The organism is Curtobacterium sp. MCLR17_058 (assembly GCF_003234705.2).
Taxonomy (GTDB): domain Bacteria; phylum Actinomycetota; class Actinomycetes; order Actinomycetales; family Microbacteriaceae; genus Curtobacterium; species Curtobacterium flaccumfaciens.
On record NZ_CP126262.1, the window covers coordinates 656,415 to 681,831 of the forward strand.

Below are 25,417 nucleotides of genomic sequence, written 5' to 3' on the forward strand. Positions count from 1 at the left end.
CGCACCCCCGTCATGACACGCAGCAGCGGCGTCCCCCGAAGCGGCCCAGCGGCACAACGGCACCCATCTGCCCGAAGCGGCTCAGACGGCCGTCGCCGCGTACCGCACCAGGTCGGGTCCGACGGCACTCGTGGCGATCGGCACGACGCGGTCGTCCCGCCGGATCCAGATGGTCGCCGCACGCTCGTCGATCCGGTCGACCTCGTGCAGCTCGCCGTCGAGCAGCACCGACGCCGTGACCCGGACGTGCCCGCTCGCCGGACGTGGCGGCAACCCGACCACGTCGTCGCCGTACGCCGGGTGCTCGCCGGGCTGCAGGAACGGTGACACCGGGGCCGTGACGACCTCGAGTCCCGCGTCGACCGCGGTCACCGCCACCAGGCGGACGGCCTGGTCGGTCGGCAGCGGCACGTCGACGACGGGCTCGGCTGTGGGGCCGGCCAGTGCGCGGAAGGCGGGCCGACCGTCGGGGGCGAGGTGGGCCTCCAAGCCGTCGATCCGGACGCGACCGCGCCCACGGGAGTCGGCGTAGACACCGGGCTCGATGCCGGACTGCCGCGCCTCGAGCCGGGTGAGGACGACGCGGTCCGGGCGGTACCAGTCGCGGAGCGCGGCCGGGTCCACCCACCCGACGCTCGGGACGCCGCGGGAGAGCGCGGCGGACTCGTCGGCGGCGCGCTCGTCGCGCGCGCCGAGGGGGTGCTCGCCGCGCACGGCGACGAGTCCTTCGAGCGGGCTGCCGGCCGGCGGTTCGTGGTCGAGCACCTCGACGCGCTTCGAGACCTTGCCGCCGTGTCCGTCGAACGTGGCGAACGTCCGCAGGTCACTGATGGTCATGGGGCCACATGCTACGACTCGTCGGCTCCCCGTCGCGGCGGGGAGGGCACGAGGGCGTGGATCTCGCCCGTGCAGAGCGCGGGATCGACGCCCTCGGCGGGGCCCGCCGGACGGGTCGCGCGGCGCGGCTGGATGCTGTTGCGCTCGGCGGACCGGAGCAGGCGGTCCGAAGCCGAAGCCGAGGCCGCGGCCTCGGCCGACGAACCGGGCTGCGCGGGGCGGCGGAGCGGGGGTCGCACGGGCTCGCCGCGGCGCTCCTGGCCGGGCAGCGGGCGGGAACGGCGGCCGTAGAGCAGCTCGGACGAGTCGAGCAGCCACGGCACCAGCGCCACGGTGACGCCGTGCACGAGCAGCAGCTTCTTGCGGATGCGGCGGCCGCGGTGGTTGTGGAGCAGGCCCTCCCACCAGTGCCCGACGATGAAGATCGGGGTGTAGACGGTGACGACCTCGGACCCGTGCTCGTTCCGGTGCGCCTTGATGTACTTGATCAGGGGCATCGAGATGTCGCGGTACGGGCTCGGCACGATCGTCAGCGGTACCTGGATGCCGTACTCGGCCCACTGGTCGCGCAGGCGCTGGGACTCGGCGTCGTCGATCGCGACGTGCACCGCCTCGATGCTCGCGTGCTCGGCGGCGACCGCGTAGTCGAGCGCCTTGAGCACGGGCTTCTGCAGCTTGTTCACCAGGACGATGGCGTGGTCGCCGGTGGCGCCGAACTTCGTCTCGACGTCGGCCTCGATCTCGTGCGAGACGTCGCGGTAGTAGCGGTTCACGCCGAGCATGAGCACGTACAGCACCGGCATGATCAGGAACACGAGCCAGGCACCGTGGGTGAACTTCGTGATCGTGACGATGACGAGCACCACGAGGGTGAAGGTCGCGCCGATCGCGTTGATCGTGCGGGAGCGGACGACCTGCCCGCGGTTCACGGGTGGCTCGCCGTCTGCGGTGGGCGCCCCGTTCCGGTCTCGATCGGCCCGCAGCAGCCGTGTCCAGTGCACGACCATGCCCGTCTGTCCGAGCGTGAACGACACGAAGACACCGATGATGTAGAGCTGGATGAGGCTCGTGACGTTCGCGCGGTAGACCACGAGCAGCGCCGCGGCGACGAGGGCCAGGACGATGACGCCGTTCGAGTAGATGAGCCGGTCGCCGCGGGTCGAGAGCGCTTTCGGGGCGTAGGAGTCGCGCGCCAGGATCGAGCCGAGCAACGGGAACCCGTTGAAGGCCGTGTTCGCGGCGAGGAGCAGGACCGCCGCCGTGGTCGCCTGGATCACGAAGAACAGCACGGAGTTGTTGCCGAACGTCGCGGCCGCGATCTGCGCGATGAGCGAGCGCTGCGGCGTGGTGGCACAGTTCGCGAAGCCCTGCAGGTCGCAGGCGCGCTCGGCGTAGTGCACGTGCGACACGAGCGCCAGGGTGATGAGCCCGATGAAGAGGACGATCGCGATGCCGCCCATCGCGACCAGGGTGGCCTGCGCGTTCTTGATCTTCGGCCGGCGGAACGCCTGCACGCCGTTCGCGATGGCCTCCACGCCGGTCAGCGCCGAGCAGCCCGAGGCGAACGCGCGGAGGAGCAGCAGGATGAACGCCGCCTGCGTGGTGTGCTCGACGTTCTGCACGGTGTACGCCGCGGACTCGGCGACCGGGGCGTTGCCGGCGGCGACGCGGACGAGACCGGTGACGACCATCACGAAGACGCTCGCCACGAACAGGTAGGTCGGGATCGCGAAGGCCTTGCTCGACTCCCGCACACCCCGCAGGTTGGCGGCGGCGAGCAGCACGACGAACAGCAGGGCGAGCTCGACGCGGAAGTGGTCGAGCATCGGGAGCGCCGAGATGATGTTGTCGACACCGGAGGCGACCGACACGGCCACCGTCATCACGTAGTCGACGAGCAGCGCACTCGCGACGACGAGCCCGGCCTTCTCGCCGAGGTTCCGGTGCGCCACCTCGTAGTCGCCACCACCGGACGGGTACGCCTTGATGAGCTGCCGGTACGAGGCGACGACGACCACGAGCAGCAGCACGACGAGTGCGGCGACCCACGGCGCGAACGTCAGGAAGGCCATGCCGCCGAGCAGCAGGATCATCAGGAGTTCCTGCGGCGCGTACGCGACAGAGGACAGCGGGTCACTCGCGAAGATCGGCAGGGCCAGGTGCTTCGGGAGGAGCTGTCCTTCGAGCTTCTCAGAGGGGAGGGGATCCCCGATCAGTCGTGCTTTCAACGACCGGATCTCGTTCGTCACGAGCGGCAAACCTACTCAGTTCCGGGCGCGAGTCAACACGGTTCGCCTGCCGCACATTCCCGGTCGGCTGCGGGCGCTCCACCCTGGGTGTCGGACACCCCTTGCGGTTGACGCAGCGTCAAGCATTACAGTCGCCAGCATGAGCGCATCGACAGGCCCGGGTGACGCAGCTGCGAAAGCTCCCCACGCCATCACCGAGGTGGCGCGTTCCGCCGGTGTCTCGAGTCGGACCCTTCGGCACTACGAGGCCGTCGGACTGCTGCCGGCCACCGCCGTCGGCGCAGGTGGGCTGCGGCGCTACGACGACCGTGCGCTCGTCCGGCTGCAGCGCATCCTGCTGCTGCGCGGGCTCGGACTCGGGCTGCCGGAGATCGCGCGACGGCTCGACGACGAGGGCGATGACGTCGCTGCGCTCACGGCGCACCTGACGTGGCTCGAGCACGAACGGGACCGGCTGGCCCGGCAGCTGGCCGCGGTCCGCACCACCGTGGCGCGCGTCGAGCACGGGGAGGACCTGACGGCAGGCGAGGCGTTCGCCGGCTTCCCGCCGACGCGGCTGCCGACCGCCGATCCGCCGGGTGCGGGTCGCTGAGGAACCAGGTTCCGGACACCACACCGCGCATCTGCACGGTGCTGTGTCCGGAACCTGGTTCCGGGGGCGGGCCCGGTTCCGCAGGCGGTCCCGGTGACGGCCGGGAGGCCCTGGTCGCCACCGCCTGTCGGCCGCGGGCCGTCAGAGCGACTTGCGCAGGGCCTCCAGGCCGTCGCGCAGACGCGTCACGGTGTCCGCACCGAGCGTGCCGCGGGTCGCCCGCCGGCGCAGGTCCGCACGCACCTGCTGCCGGAACGACGACAGGGCCATCTCGAGCTCGCGCAGGGCGCGGGCGCTGTCCGACGGGACGGACACGGGCTCCTCGGCGGAACCCGTCGCCGGGCTCTCGGCGGCGGCGGCCAGGTCGGCACGGAGCGAGCGCATGGCCTCGCCGACCGAGGCGCGCACGCCGTCGGCCAACGACTTCACCGAGTCGCTGACGCCGGACTCGACCGCGGCGATCTCGTCGGCACGTGCCGCGAGCTCGGCACGGCCGGCGTCCGTGATCGCGTAGACGGTCTTGCGGCCGTCGGCGGTCTTCGTGACCAGGCCGTCGTCCTCGAGCTTCGCGAGCCGGGGGTAGACGGTGCCGGCGCTCGGCACGTAGGTACCGCCGAAGCGGTCGCCGAGTGCCTGGATGAGCTCGTAGCCGTGCATGGGGTGGTCGGCCAGCAGGACGAGCAGGTAGAGGCGCAGGTGGCCGTGTGCGAAGACGGGGCTCATTCGGGCACCTCGCTCTCGTTCGTCGGGGTGGTCGGCGGCGTGGTTGTCGTCGTCGGGGGTGTCGGCTCGGCGACCGGCGGGGCGTGCAGCACCGCGATGTCGCCGGAGACGGAGTTCACCCGCAGGTCGATCCACTGGCCGGACAGTTCGCCGCCCTGCTTGACGTACGAACCGCGCACCCCGCGGATCTCGGCGTCGTCGAACTGCAGCTTGCCGGTCGCGGTGTTCACCGTGCACTTGTAGGCGACGCCGTCCGCCAGGCGGACGCTCACCGACCCGGACACCGTGTTGACGCGGGCGGACTCGGGGACCCCGTGCAGGTCGAGCACGACGTCGGCCGAGACGCCGTCGGCCTGGAACCGCGGGATCTCGCCGGTGGCCACGACGTCGCCGGAGACGGTGTGCACCGCGAGCGCGCCGTCGAGGTCGCGGATCGTGGTGGCACCCGAGACGGCGTTGACCGTGACGTCACCCGCGACGCCGTCGACGACCAGGTCGCCGGACACCGTGTTGAGCGTGGCACCGCGGTTCGTGCCGGACAGCAGCGCACCGGCCGAGACGACACCGAGCGTGATGCCGGCGTCGCGGGGGACCAGGATGCTGACGTCGGCGTGGGCCTTGCCGCGGAAGGACTTCAGGAACCCGATGGGGTCGTCCCACCGGACCTGGGGGTGGTCGACGGTGAGGGTGTCGCCGTCGACCTCGATGAGCATCTGCTTGCCGGACACGCTGTGGACCTCGACCCGGGCCGTGGGTTCGTCGTGCGCGACGACGTCCACCTGCCCGCCGACGAGGCCGACACGCACGGTGCGCACGATGCCGGTGTCGATGACCTTGGGCTCGTCGACGAGCCACTTCTCCTGCGCCATGTTGCCTCCTGGAACTCGCGATGTATCGCGTCTGTGGAGGTCACGCTATATCGCGTTGCACCGAGCCGCAAGGGGTCGCACGCGATCGCCGGGTGATCGTGAGCAGGAATGGTCGGGTGGGGGCCGTGGACCCGACCGTTCCTGCTCACGAAGCGGGCGTGGCGGGGGTGGGGCGGGCCTCCAGTGTGGGTGTGGCGACGTTCGCTGCGGGCGCCGCCGTGCGCTCGGGGCTCCACGGGAACCGGCGGAAGTGCGGCATGAGCGGTTGGACCATCGGGCCGATCGCGAACGCCGCGATGACGGTGCCGGCACCGACGTCCCCGCCGAGGATCCACCCGACGATCACCACGGTGACCTCGACCAGGGTCCGGGCGAGCCAGATCGGCCAGCCGAGCCGCTGGTGCAGGCCCACCATCAGGCCGTCTCGCGCGCCCGTGCCGAACCCCGCACCGATGTAGAACGCCGTCGCGACCGCGAGCAGCACGAGTCCCGCCGCGAACAGCCCGATCCGGGCCACGATCCCCGACGGCTCCGGCACCAGCCAGAGCACCAGGTCGGCACTCGGACCGATCGCCAGGGCGTTCAGCAGCGTCCCGATGCCCGGCTTCTGGCGGAGCGGGATCCACAGCAGCAGGATGACGCCGCTCGACACCACCGTGATGACGCCGAACGACCACGGCACGACGTTCTCGAGCCCCTGGGTCAACACGGTCCACGAGCTCACACCGACCACCGCGCGGACCTGCAGTGCGGTCGAGGCGCCGTAGAGGAACAGTCCGACGAAGAGCTGGACGAAGCGCAGGGTGAGGGCGGTGCGACGGGGCATGTGGCCATCGTCCCGACAGATTGGCCTGCTGGTCGAGAGCCAATCGCGCTACCGTGGACCCGTGCCCCCTGTCCTGATCAGTGCCCGCGCCGCTTCCCACCTGCTGACCGACTGGCGCGCCGGGACCGACGCCCCGGCCTACGAGGCGCTCGCCGATGCCCTCCGGGTCCTCGTCATCGACGGACGGGTCGCCCAGGGCGTCCGGCTGCCGGCCGAGCGCGGACTGGCCGCAGCCCTCGGCGTCTCGCGCACCACCGTCGCGAACGCGTACGCCCGCCTGCGCTCCGACGGGTTCCTGGTGTCCGTCCGCGGCTCCGGCAGCGTGGTCCACCTGCCCCGTGACCTGGTCGGGCGGCCCGACCCCGAACGCCTGGGCGGAGTCGTCGAGGGGGACCTGCTCGACCTGCGCAAGGCGGCCCTGCACGCCGCCCCCGGCATCGACGAGGCGGTCGAGCGGGCGGTCCGGCACGTCCCAGCGGCGCTCGCCGGGATCGGCTACGACACCGTCGGCGACCCCGGCCTCCGCGCCGCGATCGCCGCGCGCTACACCGAGCGCGGATTGCCGACGGAGCCCGCCCAGGTCATCGTCACCCTCGGCGCGCAGCACGCGATCGCCCTGCTCGCGCGCGTGCTCGTCCGCCGTGGCGACGCCGTGCTCGTCGAGTCCCCGACCTACCCGCACGCGCACGAGGCCTTCCGCGAGGCCGGCGGCCGCCTGGTCGGCGTCCCCGTCGACGCGCGGACCGGGTGGGACGCCGCCGCGCTCGAGACGACGCTGCGTCGCACCGCGCCCTCCGTCGCGTACGTCATGCCCGAGCTCCACAACCCGACCGGTGCGACCATGTCCGCGTCGACCCGCCGGCTCCTGCTGTCGGTCGCGTCCTCGGTCGGCACGATCGTGATCGCCGACGAGACGATGGGGGAGCTCCGGATCGACGGGGAGCCGTCGCCACCGTTGGCAGCGGCGGACCCGTCAGGGTCGTCGGTCGTGATGATCGGTTCCGCCGCCAAGGTCTTCTGGGGCGGCCTGCGGATCGGCTGGATCCGTGCCGACCCGGCGCTGCTGCAGCGGCTGCTGCTCGCCCGCCCCACGGGCGACCTCGGCACCCCCGTGCTCGACCAGCTGGTCGTGCGCGAGCTGGTCCCGCGCACGGCGGCCTTCCTGGAGGCGCGACGTGCGTCCCTGCGCGAAGGTCGCGACGCGGTCGTGGGGGCGCTCCGGGCGCGGCTCCCGGAGTGGGACGTCCCGGCGCCGGCGGGCGGGTTGACGACGTGGGTGGGGCTTGGCCGACCGGTGTCGAGCGCGCTCGTGCTCGCCGCGCGGGCCGAGGGAGTGGTGCTGGCCTCGGGCGGGGTGTTCGGGCCGGACGGTGGGTTCGAGCGGTTCCTGCGGGTGCCGTTCACGATGGCGCCGGCGGATCGGGGGCGGTTGGTGGACGTGCTGTCGCGGTCGTGGGAACGGGTGGGCGGCGAGACGAGCGGCGTGCGGGGGTCGTTGGCGGCGGTGGTCTGAGCGGTGCGTCGTCCTGGGGTCGGCGTCATCCTCTGGGGTGAGGTCGGGTCGGGGGTTCTCGCTCCTCGGGGTGATGCGGCTCCGGCGGGGTCCGGCGAGGCTGGTGCCATGAACGCGACCCTGTCCGCCGGAACCCGTTCCGCTGTGCCGACGCCCGTCGAGCCGCCCGCGGCGGTCCCCGCCGTGGTGCGGGTCACCATCGCGCTCAGCGGGGCGTTCCTGGCGGGCGTCCTGACCTCGTTCGGGCAGGCCGTGCCCGCACTCGCCTCCGTGTCGAACTCGGCCGGGCCGTGGTTCCTCGTCGCCGCGCTGCTGTGCCTGGTCGCCGGAGCACGAGGGGGCCGGGTCGCCCTGCCGCTGGCGATGGTGCTCGGCGTCGTGCTCCTCGAGCTCATGCACGTCGGGTACTGGGCCACGACGGTCCTGCGCGGGTTCCCCGACGTGCTGTCGATCACGAACCCCTGGGTGCTGCTCGGGGTGCCGGCCGGGCTGCTGGCCGGAGCGGTCGCCGTGGCGGTGCGGTCCCGCGACGCCCGGTGGCGCGGGGGGGCGTTCGGTGTGACGGCTGCGGTGCTCGTCGGCGAGGGGATCCGCGGGCTGCTGCAGGTCGCCGCGACGACGGGACACGTCACCTGGGCCGTCGAGATCATCGTCGGCGTGGTGCTGCTCGGCATCGGGGTCCTCGGCACCCGCTCACCCGTCGGGCGCGTGGTGGCGCTCGGCACCGGGGTGGTCGGCACGGTGGCGGTGCTCGGGGCGTACCTGGTGCTCGGCGGGTTCTGATCCTGCAGTCCTGATCCGACGGCGGGTCCTCGCCGCTCCGTCCTGATCCGACGGCGGGTTCTGGCTGCCAGCCGAACGTTCGTCGGTCGGTCCTGCGAGGATCGATGACGTGCACCTCCTCTCGGTCTTCAGCCTGCGCAACCGGGCCCTCATCGCGCTCGTCACGATCGTGGTCGCGGTCTTCGGCGGCATCGCGCTCTCGAGCCTCAAGCAGGAGCTGATCCCCAGCGTCGAGTTCCCGCAGGTCGCGATCGTCAGCGCCTACCCCGGAGCCACGCCAGAGGTCGTGTCGAACGACGTCTCGACCAAGATCGAACAGGCGATCCAGGTCGTCCCGGACCTCGAGTCGACCAGTGCGACCTCGTCGACCGGGCAGAGCGTGGTGTCGGCGTCGTTCCAGTACGGATCGAACCTGGCCAGCGCCGAGGACAAGATCCAGACCGCGGTGAACGCGCTGTCGCTGCCCGACTCGGTGCAGACGCAGATCGTCACCGGGTCCTTCGACGACCTGCCGGTGCTGCAGGTCGCCGTCTCGGCGTCCGGCAACCAGGAACAGCTCGTCGACCGGCTGCAGGCCTCGGCGATCCCCGACCTCGAGAAGCTCGACGGTGTGCGGCAGGCGGACGTCTTCGGCAACCCGGGTCGTCGGGTCGTCATCACGCCGGACCAGGACGAGCTCGCCGCCCGCGGCCTCAGCCAGACGGCGATCTCGGACGCGCTCGACGACAACGGCACCCTGATCCCCGGCGGCACCATCACCGAGGACGGCTCGACCCTGTCGGTGCAGACGGGCGAGCGGATCGCGTCGCTCAAGGACATCCGCGCCCTGCCACTCACGAGCTCGTCGAGCTCGTCGAGTTCGGACGGGACCGGGTCGGGTGCCACCGGTGCCAGCGGGACAACCTCGTCCGGTGACGGCACGGCTGCGGGTGCGACCGGCACGGGCGCGACCGGTGCCGCGCCCACGGGTGACGCCGCGACGGGCGGGTCGACGCCCGCGGCCACGCCGACGGACACCACCCTGGGCGACGTCGCGAAGGTCGCCATCACCGAGTCGCCGCGCACCTCCATCAGCCGCGTGGACGGGCAGCAGGCCCTGACGATCTCGATCACGAAGACGCAGGAAGCCAACACCGTCGACGTCTCGAACACCGTCCGCGACGCCCTGCCCGGCATCGAGGACAAGATCGAGGGCGACCCCCGCTTCACCGTCGTCTTCGACCAGGCGCCCTACATCCAGCAGTCCATCGACTCCCTGGCCGAAGAGGGCCTGCTCGGGCTCGCCTTCGCGGTGCTCGTCATCCTGGTGTTCCTGCTGTCGTGGCGCTCCACGCTCGTCACCGCGATCTCGATCCCGACGTCGGTGCTCCTCGCGGCGATCGGCATGCGCGCCGCCGGGTACACGCTCAACATCATCACGCTGGCGGCCCTCACGATCGCGATCGGCCGCGTGGTCGACGACTCCATCGTCGTCATCGAGAACATCAAGCGGCACATGCTCCCCGGCGTCGACCGCGGCCAGGCCGTGCGGGACGCCGTTCGCGAGGTCGCCGGAGCGGTCACCGCCTCGACCCTGACCACCGTCGCGGTGTTCCTGCCGGTCGCCTTCGTCGCAGAACTCGTGGGGGAGTTGTTCCGACCGTTCGCCGTGACGGTCACCCTGGCACTCGTCGCGTCGCTGTTCGTCTCGCTCACCATCGTGCCGGTGCTGGCGTACTGGTGGCTGCGCCCGCCGAAGGCGAAGCCGGGCGACGCGACGGCGGCAGCGGAAGCGCCCACGGACGCGCAAGCGACACCGTCGGCGATCGATGCCGAGCGCGCGCACGAGGGCGACCGCTCGGAGGGTGCGCTCGCCTCCGCCGCGGACCTGCACGACGCTGGCCGGGTCGACCGTCTGCGCCGCGTCTACCTGCCGGTGCTCCGGTGGGTCGTCCGCAAGCCGGTCGTCGTCATCCTGCTCGCCGTGATCGTGCTCGGCGGAACGGTCGCCACGCTGCCGTTCGTCACCACGAACTACCTGGGCGACTCGGGGCAGAACACGTTCACGGTCACGCAGGACCTGAAGGCCGGTTCGAGTCTCGCCGTCCAGTCCGAGTCCGCACGCAAGGTCGAGCGGGCACTGCAGGACGTCGACGGCGTCGAGACCGTGCAGACCACCATCGGCACGAGCGGCCAGTCGATCCAGGCGGCGTTCGGCGGGGGCGGCAGCGCCTCGGTGCAGTACGCCGTCACGACCGACGCCGAGGCCGACCAGCCCACGATCCAGGCCGACGCGCGGAAGTCGATCGGGACTATCAAGGACGTCGGCGAGGTCACCATCGCGTCCTCCGGCGGCGGGTTCGGCGGCAGCAGCGACATCGAGGTCGACGTGACCGCGCCGACCCAGTCGCAGCTCGAGACGGCGTCGCGCCAGGTACTGAAGACCATGCAGTCGGTCCCGGACACCACGGGCGCCACGAGCAACCTGTCCGCGGCAGAACCGTTCCTCGCCGTCCGGGTCGACCGTGCCAAGGCTGCGTCACTCGGTCTCACTGAGACCCAGGTGGGTGGCCTCGTCGCCGCCGCGGTCTCGCCGCGGGACACCGGCAGCATCGAGATCGACGACGCGACGCTCGACGTCTACATCGCCGACCCGGAGCCGCCGACCACCATCGCCGCGCTCCGTGCACTCGACGTGCCGACGAGCACCGGCACGGTCCCGCTGTCCGACGTCGCCACGGTCGAGGAGTCCGAGGGCCCCACCACCGTCACCACGACGAACGCGGCCCGCACCGCCACGATCACCGTGACGCCGGACGCTACGAACCTCGGTGCGGCCGTGCAGTCCGTCACGACCGCCGTCGACGAGCTCGACCTGCCGAAGGGTGCGACCGCCTCGATCGGTGGCGTCGCCGCCAGCCAGTCGTCGGCGTTCTCGCAGCTCGGGCTCGCGGTGCTGGTCGCCGTGCTGATCGTCTACGTGATCATGGTCGCGACGTTCCGGAGCCTGCTCCAGCCGCTGCTGCTGCTCGTGTCGGTGCCGTTCGCGGCGACGGGCGCGATCCTGCTGCAGATCGCGTCGGGCGTCCCGATCGGTGTCGCGTCGCTGATCGGTCTGCTCATGCTCGTCGGCATCGTCGTGACGAACGCGATCGTGCTCATCGACCTCGTCAACCAGTACCGACGGCGCGGGTTGCGAGTGCGCGAGGCGTTGATCGAGGGCGCCACACGACGCCTCCGTCCGATCCTGATGACGGCGATGGCGACGATCTTCGCGCTGCTGCCGATGGCGATCGGGCTGACGGGCAAGTCCGGCTTCATCTCGCAGCCGCTGGCACTGGTGGTGATCGGTGGCCTGGTGTCCTCGACGCTGCTGACGCTCGTGGTGCTGCCGGCGCTGTACTTCGTGGTCGAGCGGGCTCGCGAGCGCAACGACGACCGGATCGCCGCGGGCAAGACCCGGAAGCAGGCGCGCGCTGAGCGACGCCAGGAACGCGTGGAACTCCGGCAGGAACGACAGCGGCGACGAGCGGCGCGTTCCGGCAGCGCTGCCTAGCGGCGGTACTCGGCGTCGATCGCGGCGAGGGGCGAGACGACGACGCGCTCGGTCCGCTCCTCGCGCTCGACGGCCCGGAACCAGGACACCAGCACGAGGGTCAGCGTCACGAGGAACACCACGGCGGCGACCTGCGACACGACGGCCAGCTGTCCGGTGACCGAGGCGTACCCGCCGAACGACACCGCGGCGACGAACGACAGCCCGAGCAGCAGCTCCCCGAACGTCTGCAGCGCAGGGCGGTCCCAGCGGGTCGCAGCGGCGCGGGCAGGGCGGGTCGAGGTGTCGGTCACCCCCGAAGTCTGCGGCCAGGGGGTCGGCAGCGGCAGTCCCGACTCCGGGTGGCACCCACCCGGGGCACGCGGTCGGTCTCCTGCGCCGGCAGCCCCAGCCGGCCGCCGGTCGGCCGCCCGCGGTCAGCCCAGCTGCGTCCGCAGGAACGTGACCACCCGGCGGCTCATCGCCTCGTCGAGCTGGGCGATCGAGTGGGCCGTGCCCTCGACCGCCACGAACGTCACCGGGACGTCGTGGGAGCGGAGCGTCGCGGCGAACTCCTGCGACTCCCACATCGGGATGAACTCGTCGGTGGAGTGCCCGATGAAGAACGGCGCGGTGTCCGAGGTGACGTGGAACTCCGGCGACGCCCGCGTGGCCGCCGGGCACCTGGCATAGGACCGGCACCCCAGGTAGAGCAGCTGCTTGCGCTGGAAGGCCGCGGACACCCCGTCGGGCTCGGTGGACCGGGTGGTCAGGTTCGTCGGCCCGCTCAGGTCGACCACGGCACGGATTCGGTCGCCGTCGGCGTACGCGGCGGAGTCGTGGTCGGTGACGGCGAGCATCGCGGCGAGGTTGCCACCGGCGCTGCCGCCGAACACGCCCACGCGCTGGGAGTCGACGTCGTAGGTCTCGAGCGTCGCGGGACGGAACACGTAGTCGAGCGCGCGGCGGACGTCGTCGAGCCCGGCCGGGAACGGATCCGTCGGGGCCAGGCGGTAGTCGACGTTGAACGTCACGAAGCCCTCGGACGCCAGGTACTTGCACACCGACCGGTACGCGGCCGTCGCCTTGTCGCCGTGCGACCAGCTGCCGCCGTGGATCATCAGGACCGCCGGGCGTCCGGTGGTGGCCTCGACCGCTTCGGCATCGGGGTCGGCGGTGGCCGAGGCGGACGGCGTCGCAGTGGGCGTCGCCGTCGTCGCGGGGTCGCTGTCAGCGGGCAGGCACACGTCGAGGCGCTGCAGCGGGTCGGTGCCGTAGGGCACGTCGGCCACCACGTCGATGCCGTGGTACCGCAGCGACAGCGGGTAGATGACGCTGTCCGCGGTCACGGTGGCGTTCTCGTCGCCGACCGGGTCCGTGCTGCAGGACGCCATCGCGCCGAGCGCCACCACCGCGGCGACGAGCGCGAGCACTGAGCGGCGGCCGGACTTCATCACGTCCACGCTAGCCGCCCCGGCGACCGCCCACGTCACCCGAGCGGAGGACGGCAGTGCGAGGATGAGCACGGCAGCCGCCGACCGGAGCACCGCAGGAGGACCCGTGAGCAATCGCAAGGCCTGGAACGCCGATCCCGAACCACTGCTCCGCGTCGAACCCGGGTTCCGCCTCGACCAGGTGGACCCGGACGGCACCCCGGGCTTCCCCGGCCGAAAGATCGACGGCCTCGAGGCCCTCGCCGCCGGTGCCTCCCGTCTCGCCGCCCTGCAGGAGCGCCTGTACGCGGCGTCGACGGCCGGCGACGAGCGCCGGGTGCTGCTCGTGCTGCAGGCGATGGACACCGCGGGCAAGGGCGGCATCGTCTCGCACGTCGTCGGTGCGGTCGACCCGAACGGCGTGCACTACGCCGGCTTCAAGGCCCCGACGGCCGAGGAGCGCGAGCACGACTTCCTCTGGCGCATCGAGAAGCAGCTGCCGGCAGCCGGGCAGCTCGGCGTGTTCGACCGCTCGCACTACGAGGACGTGCTCGCCCAGCGCGTCCGCGGGCTCGCCGCGCCGGACGAGATCGAACGCCGCTACGGCGCGATCACCGCGTTCGAGGACGGCCTCGCCGCCGCCGGCACGACCATCGTCAAGGTGATGCTGCACATCTCGAAGGACGAGCAGCGCGAGCGTCTCGGCGACCGGCTCGACCGCCCCGACAAGCACTGGAAGTTCAACCCGAGCGACATCGACGACCGCCTGCTCTGGGACCGCTACCAGCAGGCGTACCAGATCGCCCTCGACCGCACGTCGACCCCGCAGGCACCCTGGTACGTCGTCCCCGCGAACCGCAAGTGGTACGCCCGCCTCGCCGTTCAGCAGCTCCTGCTCCGGGCGCTGGAGGACATGCACCTGTCCTGGCCGAAGGCGGACTTCGACGTCGCCGAGCAGCGTCGTCGGCTCGCGGAGTCCTGAGCGCACGACCTCCGGCCTGGAGGCCCGTCCCGCGCCCGGCACGCCGCCACCGGACCGCGTGGGGCTGGCGTCAGGGCACCGGCTCGCGTAGACTCGCTCGGTCGGCCTTCGACGTCGTGACATTGTGATCACGGAAATTCTGCTGGGTGTGTGTTGCTCGAGGGCTGGAATCACGTCGACTCGCGACGGGATGAACCCCCTCTCCGCAAGCAGCCCCCGCCGATGTCGCTGTCGGGCGCTGCGGTACGTTGCGCACCCGAGAAAGCAGCCATGGCCCCGTACAACAAGGGCGGCGCGGACAACCGCGCCTCCGACCGCGTCCGCCACCCGAACGGCACCCCCGCCGCCCGCAGCAGCAAGCACCGCGGGTTCCGCGCCGCCGACTCGTCGCAGCCGCGCCAGAAGCAGCGCTGGGACGCCGAGGAGCGTCGCGGTCGCGCGTCGCAGGGCGAGCGTCCGGCCCGTCCGAACTGGGAGCCGCGTGACAGTGGCGGCCAGCGTCGCCCCGACCGCGACGACCGTGGTGGTCGCGGCTTCAACCGTGACGACCGCGCCCCGCGTCGCTTCGATCGTGACGACCGTGCGCCCCGTCGTGACAACGACGACCGTCCCCGTCGTTCCTTCGACCGCGACGACCGTGCACCGCGCAGCTTCAACCGTGACGACCGTGCCCCCCGTCGTGACAACGACGACCGTCCCCGTCGCTTCGACCGCGACGACCGTGCACCGCGCAGCTTCAACCGTGACGACCGTGCGCCCCGTCGCGACAACGACGACCGTCCCCGTCGCTCGTTCGACCGCGACGACCGTGCACCGCGTCGTGACAACGACGACCGTCCGCGTCGTTCGTTCGACCGCGACGACCGCGCACCGCGCAGCTTCAACCGTGACGACCGCGCGCCCCGTCGGGACAACGACGACCGTCCCCGTCGCAGCTTCGACCGTGATGACCGCGCTCCGCGCAAGTTCGACCGTGATGACCGCGCTCCTCGTTCGTTCAACCGCGACGACCGTGCGCCCCGTCGGGACAGCGACGACCGTCCCCGTCGCAGCTTCGACCGCGACGACCGCGCCCCGCGCAAGTTCGACCGCGACGACCGTAGGGACCGCACCCCGCGCCGCTCGTTCGACGAGCCCGAGCGCGGCAAGTTCGTGCCCGCAGACGACGTCAAGCTCGAGAAGCTCCAGGCCGAGGCCACCATCGCGGCCGACGTCGAGGGCGTGACCTTCGGCGACCTGGGCATCGGTGGCAACATCTCCCGCGCCCTGCAGGAGCTCGGCGCCTCGAGCCCGTTCCCGATCCAGGCGGCGACGATCCCCGACGTGCTCGCCGGCAAGGACGTCCTCGGCCGTGGCCGCACCGGTTCCGGCAAGACCATCGCCTTCGGTGCGCCCCTGGTCGAGAAGCTCATGGAGCACGGCGGCGGCACCAAGCGCAAGATGGGCCGCGCCCCGCGTGCGCTCATCCTCGCGCCGACCCGTGAGCTCGCCCTGCAGATCGACCGCACGGTGCAGCCGATCGCCCGCTCGGTCGGCCTGTTCACGACGCAGATCTACGGCGGCGTCCCCTACGGCCGCCAGGAGGGCGCACTCGAGCGCGGCGTCGACATCATCGTCGGCACCCCCGGCCGTGTGCAGGACCTCATGAACAAGGGGAAGCTCGACCTCAGCGAGGTCATCATCTCCGTGCTCGACGAGGCCGACCACATGTGCGACCTCGGGTTCCTCGAGCCGGTGCAGGAGATCCTCTCCGCCACGGCCGAGGTCACCCCGCAGGGCAACCGCGCACAGAAGCTGCTGTTCAGTGCGACGCTCGACACCCAGGTCGCGGCGCTCGTCGAGCAGTTCCTGCACGAGCCGAGCGTGCACGAGGTCGCGGGTGAGGACCAGGCGTCCTCGACCATCGACCACCGTGTCCTCGTGGTCGAGCAGCGCGAGAAGGACCGTCTGCTCGAGGAACTGGTCGCCGGCGACGGCAAGACCATCGTCTTCGCCCGGACCCGCGCCTACGCCGAGCGTCTGGCCGACCAGTTCGAGGACGCCGGCATCCGCGCGACCTCGCTCCACGGTGACCTGAACCAGTCGCGCCGCACGCGCAACCTGCAGCTGCTCACCAGCGGCCGGGTGAACGTGCTCGTCGCCACCGACGTCGCCGCCCGCGGCATCCACGTCGACGACGTCTCGCTCGTCGTGCAGGCGGACGCCCCGGACGACTACAAGGCGTACATGCACCGCTCCGGCCGCACGGGTCGTGCCGGCAAGGAGGGCACGGTCGTGACGATCGTCCCGCGTGGCCGCATCCGCAAGATCGAGGGCATCCTCGAGCGCGCCGAGATCGAGGCGGACCTGGTGCAGGCCGCACCCGGTGACGGCATCGTGTCGGAGCTCGCCGCGCGCTAAACGCGACCAGACGACGGACGGGAGGTGGGCCCCACCCGCCGGTACCGGCGTGACGCGCCAGCGGCACGACGGCCGTGACGGGAGGGACGGTACCAGCTGGTACCGGGCCTCCCGTCCGTCACATGGTGAGCACCAATGGTCGGGTCGCGACGTCGGACCCGACCATTCCTGCTCACGAAGCGACCGCGCGACCGTGCGACCGCGCGCGCTCAGCGGTTGAAGAACAGCAGCCCGCGCACGAAGCCGGCCTGTCCGGCGTGCTGCGTGCAGTCGTCCAGGATGCTCACGAGCCGCGCGCCGGCCGTGACGGGCGGGTCCCACGCGTCGTCGACGACGGGGTCGAGGTCGTCCGGGCCGAGCGTGCCGACGTACGCGACGGTGCGCTCGTGCACCGCACGCAGGTACCCGGTGAGCAGCTCGGCAGAGGCCCGAACCCGCCCGACGTCGTCGCGGGACATGCCGTACCCGAGCGCCTCGGCCGGGAACGGCAGCCCGAACCGGTCGTACCAGCCGTCCGCCGTCCAGACCTGCTCGGAGCCGGCGAGCTCGGCGATCTGCACGTCCTGGCCACGCGCGATGTGCCACGCGAGCCACGCGAGGGTGTTCGCCCCGGCGGCAGGTCGTGCCGCGAGCTGGTCTTCGGAGAGCCCGTCGACGGCCCGCTCGACCGTCTCGGGGACGCGGGAGAACGCTTCGGTGAGGAGTTCAGAGGGGGTCATGGCGCTCACGCTACGCGCGGGCCGTGACACCCGCTGTCACACGGCGGCGCTGCGGTGGTGGCGCTCCAGGGCGGCGCCGAGGCCCTCGAACGCGGCGGCGACCACGGCGCGGTCGGACGGTGCGACGACCTGCCGGAACGCATCGGAGTACACGGCGCCGACCTCGCGGGCGACTGCCGTGCCCGACGGCGTGAGGTGCAGCAGCACGCTCCGGCGGTCCTCGGGGTTCGGGCGACGCTCCAGGTGTCCGTGCTTCTCGAGCCGGTCGATCAGCGACGTCATCGCGCCGGTCGTGAGTTCGAGGTACTCGCCGGCCTGCTTCGGGGTGACGCCGTGGCCGCCGGCGGCGCTGAGGAAGAACACGAAGCGGGTGTCCGTGGCGTTCAGTGCGCGGACCGTGCTCTCGTGGTGCAGGACGCGCGCGTGCTGCATCTGGAGCACCCGGAAGGTGGTGAGCAGTCGCGGCAGGTCGGCGTCGGGGTCCGTGTCGGCGGTGACGGGGTCGAGCGCAGTGACGTCGGGCGACATCGGTGCCGGCGGTGTGGTGGGGGCGACGCGTGCCGCGGGGACGGCGGGTGCGTGCGGGGGGAGGACGACCGGGTCGGTGTCCGTCATGGGAGCTCTTCTCGGGTACAGGGTGGGAACTTCAGTCAACAAGTAACTCACTCGTCAAGACACCCCCATCAGTGGGGACATCTCAGGTCTTGTGAGCTGCTCGAGGGCCAAGTAGCTTGATCGTCGTACCACCTCGGCACGTAGCGCGACCAACCACCGCGGGCCCGTCCGAACCACCGATCAGACCTCTTCCTCACGGAGTCCAACCATGTCTCGTGTCACGCCTCGTGCTGCCCGCCTCGCCGCCTGGATCGCCATCCCCGCCGCCCTCGTCGCCTCGGGGGTCGTCGTCTCGACGGCCTCGTACGCGGCCTTCTCCTCGACCACCGTCAACCCGACGAACAACTGGACGGCCGGCAGTGTCGCCCTGTCCGACGACGACAACAACACCGCGCTGTTCACGGCGAACAACCTGAAGCCCGGCTCGACCGGTGCGAACTGCATCGCGGTGACCTCGACCGGTTCGCTGCCCTCGGCCGTGAAGCTCTACGGCACGAACGTCTCGACCACGAAGGACCTGGCGGCGAACGTCAACCTGACCGTCGAGCAGGGCACCGGCGGCGGCTTCGGCTCCTGCTCCGGCTTCACCCCGGCCGCCACCGGCGGCTCGCTCTACAGCGGCACCGTCGCGGGCTTCGGCGCCGCCTCGACCAACTACGCGACCGGCGTCGGCACCTGGGCCCCGACCGGCACCGCGTCCGAGACGCGCGTCTACCGCGTCACCTACACGGTCTCGAGCACCGCCCCGAACACCGTGCAGGGCGGCACCGCAGCCCTCGGCTTCACCTGGGAGGCCCAGAACAGCTGACCCGGGACCGGGGCCGAACCAGCCCCGTCCGTTCCCTCTCCGCAACGCGCCCCCGGTCGAAGGCAGTCATGAGCAGCATCGCAGTGCACGGTGGTCCCGCACCGCACGCAGCGGTCCGTGACGCCGTCGACTGGGGGCGCGTCGTCGTCGCCACCCTCGCCCGAGGCGTGGTCGCGACGCTGCTCGGCCTCGCGCTCTGGGCGGCCGCGCCGGCGCTCATCGGGTGGCAGCCGACCACCGTGATGACCGGTTCGATGGAGCCGCGGATCGTCCCCGGCGACGTGGTCGTCTCGCGTCCGGTCGGCTCGGGCGAGATCGCCACGGGCAAGGTCCTGCTCGCCGACGACCCGGACCAGGCGGACCACCTGCGCATGCACCGGTACGTCGAGGACGGCCCCGGCGGCACCATGGTCACGAAGGGCGACGCCAACCCCCAGCAGGACTCCACACCGATCGAGCGCTCGGCCGTGCACGGCATCGCCTTCCTGCGCATCCCGTTCATCGGGACACCGATCCGGTGGATCAGCACGGGGGAGTGGGGCCCGGTCGCGATGCTCGCGCTCGGTCTGACCGCGGTGCTCGCGCTCTGCACGATCGACGGGTCGCTCCGGCGACTCGTCGAGGCCGAGGCCGACGGTGCGGCCGGTGGCCCCGACGACGCGGCCGGTCCGGACGACGCTGCCGGTCCGGTGGGCGGTACGGACGACGGCCTGGAGGCGCGGGACGGCGCCGCCACGGGCCTCCCGACCGCCGCGCCCACCGTCCTCACCCGTCGCGCGCTGCGTCGACGAGCGCGTCGCAGGCGGCGGCTCCGCCGTGTCGGCGGCGGCGCCGCGGTGCTCGTGCTCGCGGCGGCCGCCGGCGTCCTGCTGCCCGGAGCGGCGGACGCGGCCCCGTGGTCACGGACCACCGTCGCACCGACCGCGACCTTCACGGCGGGCACGGCGACCGGTGTCCCCACCCTGACCTGCGCCCCGGCCGGGTCGAACACGGTGACGATCGCCTGGACCTACGACAACGGCGCGACCGTGCCGGTGTCGTTCGACCTGATGAACGGGACGACGCAGGTGGCCAGCACGACCACCGTCGGTGCCCGTTCGATGGTCTACGGGGGCGCCGGACTCCTGAACCTCGGCACCACCTACACGCTGCACCTCCGCACGAACCTCGGCAACAACTGGACGGCGACGAGCACACCGACGGTCAAGGTCCGGGTCGTCTCGGTGCTGGGCCTGGCGTCCGCGAGCTGCGTGACCGCCTGAGTCCTCCACAGGGCACCGCGAGGTGTCCGGAGATGTCCCCGGCCGGCGTTACCGTGGCGGCATGCGCATCCTGCACACCGGCGACTGGCACCTCGGCCGCACACTGCTGGGTGCCGACCTGCTCGAGCACCAGGCCGCGTTCACCGACTGGCTCGTCGACCTCGCCCGCGAGCGCGCGGTCGACCTCGTCGTCATCGCCGGCGACGTCTACGACCGTGCGATCCCGCCGGTGGACGCCGTCCGCATGCTCTCCCGCGTGCTGGAGCGCCTCGCCGAGACCACGACGGTGGTCCTCACGCCGGGCAACCACGACTCCGCCGCACGGCTCGGCTTCGGGGCCGGCGTGATGGGGCAGCGCGTCCGCATCCTCGCCGAGCCCGCCCACGTGGCCGATCCGGTGCTCGTGCCCGACGACGACGGCCCGGTGGCCGTGTACGGCATCCCGTACCTGCACCCCGACCTCACGCGGTACGCCCTGGCGGCGGTCCCCGACGAACCCCTCGCCCGCTCGCACCACGCCGTCGTGCACGCTGCCACCGAACGGATCCGCGCCGACCTGGCGACGCGGGCCGACACCCGGAGCGTCGTCGTCGCGCACGCCTTCGTCGGGGGCGCCGACCCGAGCGACAGCGAGCAGGACATCCGCGTCGGCGGTGTCGACCGCGTGGCCGAGTCGGTGTTCGACGGGTTCAACTACGTCGCCCTCGGGCACCTGCACGGCCCGCAGCGCGTCGGCGACGACGGCCGGATCCGGTACGCCGGGTCGCCGCTGGCGTTCTCGTTCGGCGAGCGGCACCAGCGGAAGTCCGTGACGATCGCCGACCTCGACGCGGCGGGTGCTGTCACCGTCGAGCTCGTACCGACCCCGGTGCCGCGGCGGCTCGTCGACGTGCGGGGCAGCATCGACGCCATCGAGTCCGGGGAGTTCCGGGCCGATGCCGACGCCTGGGTCCGCGTCGCGGTGACCGACACCGTGCACCCGGAACGCATGTACGCCCGCGTGAAGGACCACTTCCCGCACGCCCTGGCGATCACGCACGAACCGGCGGACCGGCCGGCCGCCACCGCAGCGCGGGCCGTCACCGCGACGTCCGACCCGGTCGAGGTCGCCGGCGACTTCGTGGCCTTCGCCACCGGCGGGCTGCCCGACGACGACGAACGCGCGGTGCTGACCGAGGCGTACGAGGCCGCGGTGCTCGCCCTGCAGCGTGAGGGGGACCGCTGATGTACCTGCACCGACTCGAACTGCGCGCCATCGGGCCCTACCCCGACCTCGTGACGATCGACTTCGCGGCGCTGGCCGCCTCCGGGGTCTTCCTGCTCGAGGGGCCGACCGGTTCCGGCAAGTCGACGATCATCGACGCCGTCGTGTTCGCCCTGTACGGCGGACTCGCCGGTTCCGACGCCAGCTCCGACCGGCTGCACAGCCAGCACGCCGACCCCGCGGTCGAGCCGTTCGTCGAGCTCGTGTTCGAGACCGGTGCGGGCACGTACCGGGTCCGTCGCACCCCGCAGTACGACCGCCCGAAGCAGCGGGGGACCGGCACGGTGAAGCAGCAGGCGTCGGTGCAGCTGTTCCGGCTCGCCGCGCCGACCGACGTCGCCGGCGAACCCATGTCGTCCCGCATCCCCGAGGTCGGGGTCGAGATCGCCCGGATCGTCGGGCTCGACCGCGCGCAGTTCCTGCAGACCGTGGTGCTGCCGCAGGGCGAGTTCGCACGGTTCCTCCGCTCCCCGGGGGAAGACCGCCGGAAGCTCCTGCAGTCGCTGTTCGGCACCCAGGTCTACGACCGCACCGCCGACGAGCTCGCCGCTCGCCGCCGAGCCGTGCAGGCCGAGGTCGAGGGGGCCGACGACCGCGTCCGCGAGGCCCTGGCCCGGTTCGCGCAGGCGGCCGACCTCGCCGACGCCGACGAGTCCGTCGTCCCCGGCACGGTGGCGTCCCTCCGCGCGACGGCCGACGCCGCCGGGGCGGCCCGGACGGCTGCGGCTGCCGCTGCGACGGCGGCGACCGAACACGAACGATCGGTGACGGCCCGTGCGGGCGCCCTCGAGCGACGAGCGGCGCTGCTGCGGCGGCAGGCGGTCCTCGAGGACGACGCCCCGGCGATCGAGCAGGCACGGGACGCGGTCGCGACGGCCGAGCGCGCCGCCCGGGTCGCCGCGGTGGCCGACGGCCTCGACGCCGCGACCGTCCGGGCGGACGACACCGCCGCGGCAGCCGCCCGGTTGCGCGAGCAGCACGCACTCGGCGCGGTCGACGCACAGCAGGTCGCCCGGCGCCGCGACTCGCTGACCGACGCCCTGTCCGACGTCCGGCACCTCCTCGAGGTCGAGGCCGATGCAGACGCCAGGCGCACCGCCATCGCCGAGGCCACTGCGACCGCATCGCGCCTCACCGACGACCTCGCCGCCCTCGACACCGCGCTCGAGGCCCGGCCGACGGAACGAGCCCGGATCGTCGAGGCCGCCCGCACCGCCTCGACGACCGCTGCCGACGCCGACGCCGCCGCGCACGAGGTCGCCCGGGTGCAGTCGCTCCGCGCCGACCTGGCCGCCCGCGACCGCGCCGAACAGCGGGTCGCCGGTGCCGAACGCATCGTGGCCGAGGCCCGCCGTCGGGCCACCGAGGCGCTCGACGCCGAACGCTCCCTGCGCGAGCGGCGGATCGCCGGACTCGCCGGAGAGCTCGGTGCCGCGCTGACCCCCGGCGACCCCTGCCCGGTGTGCGGATCGACGGCGCACCCGTCGGTGGCCGCGCCACAGGACGACCACCCGACGATCCAGGCGGTGGAGTCCGCGGGCGACGCCACGCGTACGGCCGACCAGCAGCTCGCCGACGCCGCGGCCGACCTGGCCGTCGAGCGCGCCGAGCACCTCCGGCTGACCGACGTCGTCGGCGCCGTCGACACGGTCGCCCTCGACGCCATGGCGGTGGCCGCCGACGAGCGGGTCCGAGCGGCGCACGACGCCGCGGCGCTGGTGCTGGAGCACGAGCGCGAGCGGACGGCGCACGACACCGCGACGTGGGCGCTCGAGCGCGAGCGGAACGACCTCGACGCCCGGCGCACGGTGCTCGCGTCGACCGCGGCCTCCGACGCCGAGCGGCTCGAGGCCGACCTGCGATCCGTGCACGAGGCGATCGACCGGCTCGCAGCACTGCTCGACAGCGACCACGGCAGCTCGCCTGGGTCGCTCCGGGCCGTGGTCGACGAACTCGACGGACGGCTCACAGTGCTCCGCGCCGTCGCCGAGGCCGACGACCGCGCGACTGCCGCCGCCCGCGCCCGCGCCGAGCGCAGCGCCGAGGTCGCCCGGGTCCTCGACGAGCAGGGGTTCCCCGACGTCGACGCCGCACGAGCCGGCCTGCTCGAGCCCGACACCGTCGCACGCTTCCGCAGCAGCATCAGCGCAGCCGAGGCCGAACGCGCCGTCGTGCGGGCAGGGCTCGACGACCCCGCGGTGGTGCAGGCGGCCGACGACGATCCGGAGCAGCTCGACGTGCCGGCGGCCCAGTCCGAACGGGTCCGCGCGACGGCCGAACTCGACGAGGCCACCCGGCTCGCGGTGACCGCTGCCCACCGTGCCGAGGCCGTCGAGCAGTGTGCGACCGAGGTCGACCGCACCGTCCGTACGCGACAGGAGACCTCGGCCCGCAGCCGCGCGGTCGTCCGGCTCGCCGACGTCGCGAACGGGGTGGCATCGGTCAACCCGACCGGCATCACGCTCGGCACCTACGTGCTCATGCGGCGCTTCGAGGACGTCGTGGCGGCAGCGAACGACCGGTTGCGCGGCATGCTCGCCGGGCGCTTCACCCTCGAGACCTCCGACGAACGGGAATCCGGGTCACGGGCGCGACGGACGGGGCTCGCCCTCGCCGTGCACGACCACACGACCGACACCGTCCGCGATCCCCGCAGCCTGTCCGGCGGCGAGACGTTCACCGTGTCGCTGTGCCTGGCGCTCGGGCTGGCTGACGTCGTGCAGGCCGAGGCCGGCGGGGTCTCGCTCGGCACCCTGTTCGTCGACGAGGGGTTCGGCACGCTCGACCCCGAGACCCTCGACGACGTCATCGGGCAGTTGTCGCGACTGACCGCGGGCGGGCGACAGGTCGGGATCGTCAGCCACGTCGAGGAACTCAAGCAGCGGATCCCGGAGCGGATCGCGGTGCGACGCACCCCGGCCGGCGGGTCGCAGGTGACGACCACGGTCTGACCAGACCCGACCAGACGCTACGGGGTCGGCGTCGACTCCACCGTGCCGTCCGGCGGCGGCAGGATGTCCGCCGCGATCCACGGGAACACCCACTGGAACAGCACGAACACGATGGCGACGAGGAGCACGAGCAGCTCGAGCACCTTCAGGGCGGTGGGGCCGGGCAGCAGCCGCCAGACCAGGGGGAAGATCACTTGGCGGTCTCCGAGAGTTCCTTCGGGGTGCCCTCGGACGCGGGCATCCAGTAGTCGAGCTTCGCGTGCGTCACGAACCGCTCCGCCGCGGACCACATCGGGTGGCAGGCGGTCAGCGTGAGCCAGCGATCCTGGGGGGTCGGTTCCACACCCGGCTTGTTCGGCACCGGCGCGATCGTCTCGATCTTGTCGGGCGTGACGATCTGGCTGTCGGTGACCTTGTAGACGTACCAGACGTCGAACTTCGTCTTCGCGTCGGTGACCCGGACCACGACCGAGTCGCCCTTCTTGAGCTCCGCGATCTGGTTGAGGGGCTTGCCGTAGGTGACCCGGTGTCCGGCGACGGCGAAGTTGCCGGGTGCGCCGGGCATCGCGGTGTCCTGGTAGTGGCCGAGCCCGATGGTGTTGAGGACCTTCTCACGATCCGTGCCCTCGCCGATCGGCCGGTTGTAGTCCTTGCCGAACCGGGGGATCTGCATCGTGCCGAAGACGTCCGACAACCCCGGCGGTTCGTCCAGCACGGGTGCGGTGCCGCGGTGCTCGGTGCCCTCGGCCTTCGGGGTCTTGACCTGGTCGAGGCCCTGCACGAGCTTCGTCTGCTCGTTCACGGCGACCACGTCGGTCCACCACGCCGTCCACACGACGTACAGGCCGGTGCCGGCGCCCGCGATGATGAGCAACTCGGCGACGAGCGACACGATCGCACCGCCGACCGTCTGCCGTCTGCGCGGGGAACGCCGGGACCGCGAACCGGCTTCGTCGTCCCGTGCGCTGCGGCGCGACGGGAGGGTGTCGTGTGCGGTCACGGGGCTCCTGATCGGCTGGGTGGTCGGACAGGTCTATCAGATCACGGCGACAGGCCGGTGACGACGTTCTCCCCACC

Annotated in this window: 21 protein-coding genes; 10 read left to right on the forward strand and 11 right to left on the reverse strand. The window is 72.4% G+C overall.

From position 1 onward, the window contains the following. Positions 1-81: 81 nt before the first annotated feature. Positions 82-837: a hypothetical protein gene (locus tag DEJ11_RS03200; RefSeq protein ID WP_111103819.1), complete on the reverse strand. Its 756-nt coding sequence runs from the start codon at positions 835-837 to the stop codon at positions 82-84. 11 nt (positions 838-848) lie between these two features. Next, positions 849-3,095, reverse strand: a complete 2,247-nt coding sequence (locus tag DEJ11_RS03205) for an APC family permease (protein ID WP_111103817.1) — start codon at positions 3,093-3,095, stop codon at positions 849-851. A 130-nt stretch (positions 3,096-3,225) separates the two neighbouring features. Between DEJ11_RS03205 and DEJ11_RS03210 the strand changes: the two genes are divergently transcribed. Further along, the gene (locus DEJ11_RS03210) at positions 3,226-3,678 is read left to right on the forward strand and encodes a MerR family transcriptional regulator (RefSeq protein ID WP_111103816.1); all 453 of its coding nucleotides are present in this window, start codon (positions 3,226-3,228) and stop codon (positions 3,676-3,678) included. A 141-nt stretch (positions 3,679-3,819) separates the two neighbouring features. Here the strand turns inward: DEJ11_RS03210 and DEJ11_RS03215 are convergent, their stop codons facing one another. The 3 genes from DEJ11_RS03215 to yczE form a co-directional block, all read right to left on the reverse strand. Continuing rightward, positions 3,820-4,401: a PadR family transcriptional regulator gene (locus DEJ11_RS03215; protein WP_027465044.1), complete on the reverse strand. Its 582-nt coding sequence runs from the start codon at positions 4,399-4,401 to the stop codon at positions 3,820-3,822. Next, complete coding sequence (locus DEJ11_RS03220; protein WP_111103815.1) at positions 4,398-5,270, reverse strand: DUF4097 family beta strand repeat-containing protein; 873 nt, start codon at positions 5,268-5,270, stop codon at positions 4,398-4,400. Before DEJ11_RS03220 ends, DEJ11_RS03215 begins: the two co-directional genes overlap by 4 nt. 145 nt (positions 5,271-5,415) lie before the next feature. Next, positions 5,416-6,096, reverse strand: coding sequence for a membrane protein YczE (gene yczE, locus DEJ11_RS03225; RefSeq protein ID WP_111103813.1), 681 nt, complete (start codon positions 6,094-6,096; stop codon positions 5,416-5,418). A gap of 61 nt (positions 6,097-6,157) precedes the next feature. On the opposite strand from yczE, the gene yczR reads away from it, so the two are divergent. The 3 genes from yczR to DEJ11_RS03240 all read left to right on the forward strand — a co-directional run bounded on the left by yczR (position 6,158) and on the right by DEJ11_RS03240 (position 11,927). Further along, positions 6,158-7,609 (forward strand): MocR-like transcription factor YczR, encoded by a 1,452-nt coding sequence (gene yczR, locus DEJ11_RS03230; RefSeq protein ID WP_258370629.1) that lies wholly within the window; start codon positions 6,158-6,160, stop codon positions 7,607-7,609. Between the two features lie 108 nt (positions 7,610-7,717). Continuing rightward, the gene (locus tag DEJ11_RS03235) at positions 7,718-8,392 is read left to right on the forward strand and encodes a DUF6518 family protein (protein WP_111103812.1); all 675 of its coding nucleotides are present in this window, start codon (positions 7,718-7,720) and stop codon (positions 8,390-8,392) included. Between the two features lie 109 nt (positions 8,393-8,501). Next, positions 8,502-11,927: an efflux RND transporter permease subunit gene (locus DEJ11_RS03240; RefSeq protein ID WP_111103811.1), complete on the forward strand. Its 3,426-nt coding sequence runs from the start codon at positions 8,502-8,504 to the stop codon at positions 11,925-11,927. On the opposite strand, the gene DEJ11_RS03245 is transcribed toward DEJ11_RS03240, so the two are convergent. Both DEJ11_RS03245 and DEJ11_RS03250 read right to left on the reverse strand, forming a co-directional pair. Continuing rightward, positions 11,924-12,220, reverse strand: a complete 297-nt coding sequence (locus DEJ11_RS03245; protein WP_111024960.1) for a hypothetical protein — start codon at positions 12,218-12,220, stop codon at positions 11,924-11,926. The genes DEJ11_RS03240 and DEJ11_RS03245 overlap by 4 nt on opposite strands. Positions 12,221-12,343: 123 nt before the next feature. Then, positions 12,344-13,360, reverse strand: a complete 1,017-nt coding sequence (locus DEJ11_RS03250; RefSeq protein ID WP_111091869.1) for an alpha/beta hydrolase — start codon at positions 13,358-13,360, stop codon at positions 12,344-12,346. Positions 13,361-13,466: 106 nt separating this feature from the next. Here DEJ11_RS03250 and DEJ11_RS03255 point away from each other — a divergent pair, with 106 nt between their 5' ends. Next, a complete protein-coding gene (locus tag DEJ11_RS03255; protein ID WP_084741266.1) occupies positions 13,467-14,321 on the forward strand; it encodes a polyphosphate kinase 2 family protein in 855 nt (284 codons plus the stop codon). 270 nt (positions 14,322-14,591) lie between these two features. Further along, positions 14,592-16,721 (forward strand): DEAD/DEAH box helicase, encoded by a 2,130-nt coding sequence (locus DEJ11_RS03260; RefSeq protein WP_111103809.1) that lies wholly within the window; start codon positions 14,592-14,594, stop codon positions 16,719-16,721. A 209-nt stretch (positions 16,722-16,930) separates the two neighbouring features. On the opposite strand, the gene DEJ11_RS03265 is transcribed toward DEJ11_RS03260, so the two are convergent. Both DEJ11_RS03265 and DEJ11_RS03270 read right to left on the reverse strand, forming a co-directional pair. Beyond that, positions 16,931-17,440 (reverse strand): mycothiol transferase, encoded by a 510-nt coding sequence (locus DEJ11_RS03265; RefSeq protein WP_111053776.1) that lies wholly within the window; start codon positions 17,438-17,440, stop codon positions 16,931-16,933. A 36-nt stretch (positions 17,441-17,476) separates the two neighbouring features. Further along, complete coding sequence (locus tag DEJ11_RS03270; protein ID WP_111103808.1) at positions 17,477-18,055, reverse strand: MarR family winged helix-turn-helix transcriptional regulator; 579 nt, start codon at positions 18,053-18,055, stop codon at positions 17,477-17,479. A 208-nt stretch (positions 18,056-18,263) separates the two neighbouring features. Between DEJ11_RS03270 and DEJ11_RS03275 the strand changes: the two genes are divergently transcribed. From DEJ11_RS03275 to DEJ11_RS03290, 4 genes are all read left to right on the forward strand, one after another. Further along, a complete protein-coding gene (locus tag DEJ11_RS03275; RefSeq protein ID WP_110864334.1) occupies positions 18,264-18,863 on the forward strand; it encodes a M73 family metallopeptidase in 600 nt (199 codons plus the stop codon). 68 nt (positions 18,864-18,931) lie between these two features. Beyond that, complete coding sequence (locus DEJ11_RS03280; protein WP_111103807.1) at positions 18,932-20,125, forward strand: S24/S26 family peptidase; 1,194 nt, start codon at positions 18,932-18,934, stop codon at positions 20,123-20,125. Positions 20,126-20,186: 61 nt separating this feature from the next. Further along, a complete protein-coding gene (locus tag DEJ11_RS03285) occupies positions 20,187-21,350 on the forward strand; it encodes a metallophosphoesterase family protein (RefSeq protein WP_111103806.1) in 1,164 nt (387 codons plus the stop codon). Continuing rightward, the gene (locus DEJ11_RS03290; protein WP_111103804.1) at positions 21,350-24,340 is read left to right on the forward strand and encodes an AAA family ATPase; all 2,991 of its coding nucleotides are present in this window, start codon (positions 21,350-21,352) and stop codon (positions 24,338-24,340) included. The genes DEJ11_RS03285 and DEJ11_RS03290 overlap by 1 nt, the downstream gene beginning before the upstream one ends. A gap of 17 nt (positions 24,341-24,357) precedes the next feature. Here the strand turns inward: DEJ11_RS03290 and DEJ11_RS03295 are convergent, their stop codons facing one another. Next, entirely contained in the window at positions 24,358-24,534 is a 177-nt protein-coding gene (locus tag DEJ11_RS03295; protein ID WP_156463787.1) for a hypothetical protein, read from the reverse strand. Continuing rightward, positions 24,531-25,340 (reverse strand): class E sortase, encoded by an 810-nt coding sequence (locus tag DEJ11_RS03300; RefSeq protein ID WP_258375428.1) that lies wholly within the window; start codon positions 25,338-25,340, stop codon positions 24,531-24,533. Before DEJ11_RS03300 ends, DEJ11_RS03295 begins: the two co-directional genes overlap by 4 nt. Positions 25,341-25,417: the final 77 nt, after the last annotated feature.

Coding starts and splice junctions, on each gene's coding strand:
- DEJ11_RS03200 (WP_111103819.1), bottom strand. CDS start 837: ATGACCATCAGTGACCTGCGGACGTTCGCCACGTTCGACGGACACGGC.
- DEJ11_RS03260 (WP_111103809.1), top strand. CDS start 14,592: ATGGCCCCGTACAACAAGGGCGGCGCGGACAACCGCGCCTCCGACCGC.
- DEJ11_RS03270 (WP_111103808.1), bottom strand. CDS start 18,055: ATGACGGACACCGACCCGGTCGTCCTCCCCCCGCACGCACCCGCCGTC.
- DEJ11_RS03275 (WP_110864334.1), top strand. CDS start 18,264: ATGTCTCGTGTCACGCCTCGTGCTGCCCGCCTCGCCGCCTGGATCGCC.
- DEJ11_RS03280 (WP_111103807.1), top strand. CDS start 18,932: ATGAGCAGCATCGCAGTGCACGGTGGTCCCGCACCGCACGCAGCGGTC.
- DEJ11_RS03215 (WP_027465044.1), bottom strand. CDS start 4,401: ATGAGCCCCGTCTTCGCACACGGCCACCTGCGCCTCTACCTGCTCGTC.
- DEJ11_RS03220 (WP_111103815.1), bottom strand. CDS start 5,270: ATGGCGCAGGAGAAGTGGCTCGTCGACGAGCCCAAGGTCATCGACACC.
- DEJ11_RS03285 (WP_111103806.1), top strand. CDS start 20,187: ATGCGCATCCTGCACACCGGCGACTGGCACCTCGGCCGCACACTGCTG.
- DEJ11_RS03235 (WP_111103812.1), top strand. CDS start 7,718: ATGAACGCGACCCTGTCCGCCGGAACCCGTTCCGCTGTGCCGACGCCC.
- DEJ11_RS03250 (WP_111091869.1), bottom strand. CDS start 13,360: ATGAAGTCCGGCCGCCGCTCAGTGCTCGCGCTCGTCGCCGCGGTGGTG.
- DEJ11_RS03265 (WP_111053776.1), bottom strand. CDS start 17,440: ATGACCCCCTCTGAACTCCTCACCGAAGCGTTCTCCCGCGTCCCCGAG.
- yczE (WP_111103813.1), bottom strand. CDS start 6,096: ATGCCCCGTCGCACCGCCCTCACCCTGCGCTTCGTCCAGCTCTTCGTC.
- DEJ11_RS03290 (WP_111103804.1), top strand. CDS start 21,350: ATGTACCTGCACCGACTCGAACTGCGCGCCATCGGGCCCTACCCCGAC.
- DEJ11_RS03210 (WP_111103816.1), top strand. CDS start 3,226: ATGAGCGCATCGACAGGCCCGGGTGACGCAGCTGCGAAAGCTCCCCAC.